Annotated in this window: 3 protein-coding genes; all 3 read right to left on the bottom strand. The window is 64.6% G+C overall.

Annotation, left to right across the window (positions count from 1 at the left end; all coding sequences use genetic code 11):
• Positions 1-72 precede the first annotated feature (72 nt).
• On the bottom strand, positions 73-567 hold the full coding sequence (locus JJ869_RS22850; protein ID WP_292271166.1) for a hypothetical protein: 495 nt from the start codon (positions 565-567) through the stop codon (positions 73-75).
• Position 568: 1 nt separating this feature from the next.
• Positions 569-3,010 (bottom strand): phage tail tape measure C-terminal domain-containing protein, encoded by a 2,442-nt coding sequence (locus JJ869_RS22845; RefSeq protein ID WP_292271163.1) that lies wholly within the window; start codon positions 3,008-3,010, stop codon positions 569-571.
• Positions 3,011-3,058: 48 nt separating this feature from the next.
• On the bottom strand, positions 3,059-3,394 hold a 336-nt coding region (locus tag JJ869_RS22840; protein WP_292271160.1), incomplete at its 5' end, for a hypothetical protein.

Raw genomic sequence — 3,394 nt, 5'->3', positions numbered from 1 at the left:
TATACCAAAACCCGCTTGATCCCTTCTCGGTAGTCACACAATGGCAGACCTGGCCATAACAATATCAATCACTTAGACGATTTGCTGTCGAACTTGGCCGACCGGCACGGAAGCCCGGAGCGGCGGCACGAAGGCGAGCGTGGCCTCGCTGCCCAAAGGCGTCACATCGCCCGTCAGCTGATAAAGCCGCGTAGTGGCATCTCCGCCCAACTGGAAGAAATCCCCTGCGCGCAGACCAAGCCCCCAACCGGCCGTGCGCAAGGTGGAGGCTCCCGCAGCTTGCACCTCGGTCACGTAAGGATTGCCCGCTGCCAACGGCACCGCGATCGAGGGATCGGGGAAGAGGAACCGGCCCCGCAATCCACCAAGCGCGGTGAAGAAGGCCGAAAGCCGCCGAGCCTTCGCCCCTTGTGTCACCGCCATCTCGATCTGGTATTCCCACCAAGAGGCACCCCAGTCCTGGATCTGCGACGTGCCGGTAAAGGGCGAGCGGGCCTCGGCCACAGATGTCACCAAGCACCGTTCGAGCGAAGACACGAGCGTTAGAGGCAAGACAGGAATGGTCATTTCAGATCACCTGACCCCGGCGCCGCCCATCGGCCACGCTTTCTTTGGCGATGCGGGCGATCTCCGGGATCGCCGCGCGAAGGCGGGCGTCTATCTGCTCAGCCACACCTATTTGCGCCCCGCGCGCGTCGATGTTCACGGTCACGCCCGAGCCAGAACTGCCGCCCCGGCCATAGTCAGCCGCTTCGCGCCGGTTCAGCACCCGTTCCCCGCGCTGCAGGATCGTTGGGACCTCGTCGGGGCGCAGACCGGCCCAACCGCCAGAGTGCATGCGGGAAGCTCCAGCGAAGGCCATTGCCGGCACCGAGCGAGTGTGTCCCGATAACCCTACGATGCCGCCCGCATGCGAAACGGCCGCCGCGACGGACCCGCCGCCAAAGATGCCGGAGAGCGCCGAGGCGATGGGCCCCAGCACCGCGCGCTTGAACGACAGGACAGCCAAGTCCGCCAGGATCGACCGCACGAGGCTTTTGAAGTCGAACTTGCCGGTCTCGACGAAGCTCCGAAACGCGCTTTCCGCGCCACTGAAAGCGCCGGTCAGGGTTTCACCAAGACCCTTGCCCCAGTTCAGGGCGTCGGTGGCATAAGCCTGAAGGGCCTCCGAGACTGCACGCCAACCGGTGGCGATCCGATCTCCGGCACTTCCTGCCGCGCCACCAGCTCGGCCCATGGCGTCCGATACCCGATCCGCGGAGGCCGTGGCCTCATCCAGTGCCGCCGCGCCGTCTTCACCCGTGCCCGCAACGGCATCGCGAAGTGCACCCCAGGAAGTGAGTGGGGCTGTCGCTCCATTCGCAAGATCCGTGGCGGCACGCCGGTAAATATTGGCTGTTTCCAGTGCGTCCGCTGCAATGCCATCCAGCCCAAGGTCGGGAACAGTGAGTGGGTTGTCCTCAAAGGCCCGACGAAAGGCCTCTGCCGCAGCTGTTCCCGCATCCGCAGAGGCCCCAGAAAAGGGGTTTGTGATGTCGCCGAGATTGATCTCGCCGATTTGCCCGAAGGTCGTCTCGATGCCGACAGCCGCCAGCGCATCCCGAATGTTTCCAGTGAAGGCGTCGATCCTGCGGATAGCACCGTTCAGCATGGCCTCGATCCCGTCGAGCACGCGGTTGGCCGCCGAGAAAACCAGATCCCCGATCACATCCGGAAGGCGCGACCAAATTTCGCGCACGGCCAAAAGCGCGCCCTCGAAGGTGTTGGCGGTGGTGTTGCCAAAGGCGACCACACTCTCGATGGCTCCAGCCATGCCGGTCGCCGCATCGGCTTTGAGATCATAAAACATGGCTGTGGCACGCGACCCGGCCGCGTTGGCCCCCATCTTGATCCGGTCCCAGACCTCGACAGCGACATCTTTCAAAAGCCGCATGGCTTCACCAAAACCGCCTGTGCCGGAGGCGAGCCGCGTGAACCAATAGACCAGTTCCCCTGCGCCGACGATGAGGGCGCCGATGCCTGTGCGGATCAACGCGCCTTTCAGGACCACCAGCGTGGTGGCGAGCCCACGAACAGAGAGAGCGGCTACCGCCATGGCAGCTACCCAGCGGCCGGCGAGGAAGGTGGCAAAGGTCCCGGCGTAGATGGCCAGGCGATCAAGGTTGCTCAGCACCGTGTCAAAAGCCCGGCTGATCGGGCTGGTACTGGACGCAAGGGCGACAAACGCATTGGCCACTGCCTCCAGCGACGGGGCGAGCGCCACGGCAATCCGGTTGCGAACGCCGGTGAATACCTGGCCGATGCTGGCCAGCGCGAGTTCCGACCGGCGCATGGCTGTGATGGCATCAGCGTCGAGCACCGCGCCAAGCGCCTGTGCCTGTGCCCCGAGCCGGGTCATCTCTGCCCCGCCGTTTTGCAGTAGCGGGATCAGCCGCGTGGCGTCCGAGGCCATGGCCTCGAGATAGAAGGTCATCTCCTGTTGGCTGACGCCCGCGCGTTCGAGGCTGTCGACATAGAGCTGGAGCGCCTCCGGCCCGGAAAGGCGGGCGAACTGATCGGCCGTCACGCCAACCCGCGGCGCGATGTTCTCGAAGAAATCCGCCATCGGCCCGCCGCCGGTTTGTAGGAAATCCCCGACACGGTCGTTCACGTCCTTCAGGATATCCGCGAGCTTTTCTTGTTCGATGCCGACGGTGACCGAGGCCGCGGACCAGCGCTGGAAGACCTCCGGCGTGGCATTGGCCACCTGAGAAAGCTGGCCGATCTCATTAGCCGCTGCCACGGTTGAGCGGGTCATCGCGACAACGGCACCGGCCAAAGCAGTTGCGGCGGCGGTCGCCGCGATCCGCGCTCGGCGCGCGAAAGCGGCCATGCGAGTGTTCGCGAGTTCCATCTCACGGCTGAGACGGCCAAAGCCTCGCGATCCAGCCTCTCCAACGCCTTCCAATTCGGCGCGCACCTGTCGGCCGCCAGTCGCGGAAAGCCGGACGGAAACGCGCTTTTCTGCCATGGAAAGACGTCCTCAATGGATGACACCTCGTTCCCAATGGAAACGAGGTCAGGTCAGGCCTGATCCGGCCTGCGTTGTTTCGTTGATCTTGCGCACCATGACCGCCTCCATGGGCGGCAACAGTTCCGCGATGATGATGGGCGAAAGCCCGAGGGCCGCCCCAAGTTGCAGGGCCGCGCCCATATCCCAGCCGAGAACGGTGCCGCCACTCATCCCGCCGGCCACGCGCACCTGTCCACCGAGGCGCTGCACCAGATCCCAGATCTGCCAGCCCTCGAGGGTCATGGGTTGATGGAGAGTGCCTGGGCATTCCACACACGTAGGCGAACAAGCTGCGCAATACTCACCGCCCCCGCCGAATTCCCAGTCGGCGAGAGCGGTCAG

This window comes from Marivita sp., assembly GCF_017643905.1.
Taxonomy (GTDB): domain Bacteria; phylum Pseudomonadota; class Alphaproteobacteria; order Rhodobacterales; family Rhodobacteraceae; genus Marivita.
The sequence above is the reverse complement of the archived record's forward strand: the minus strand, read 5'-3'. Positions and strand labels throughout refer to the sequence as shown.

Excerpts from the sequence above, each read along its gene's own strand:
- JJ869_RS22845 (WP_292271163.1), bottom strand. The coding sequence starts at position 3,010 with ATGGCAGAAAAGCGCGTTTCCGTCCGGCTTTCCGCGACTGGCGGCCGA.
- JJ869_RS22850 (WP_292271166.1), bottom strand. The coding sequence starts at position 567 with ATGACCATTCCTGTCTTGCCTCTAACGCTCGTGTCTTCGCTCGAACGG.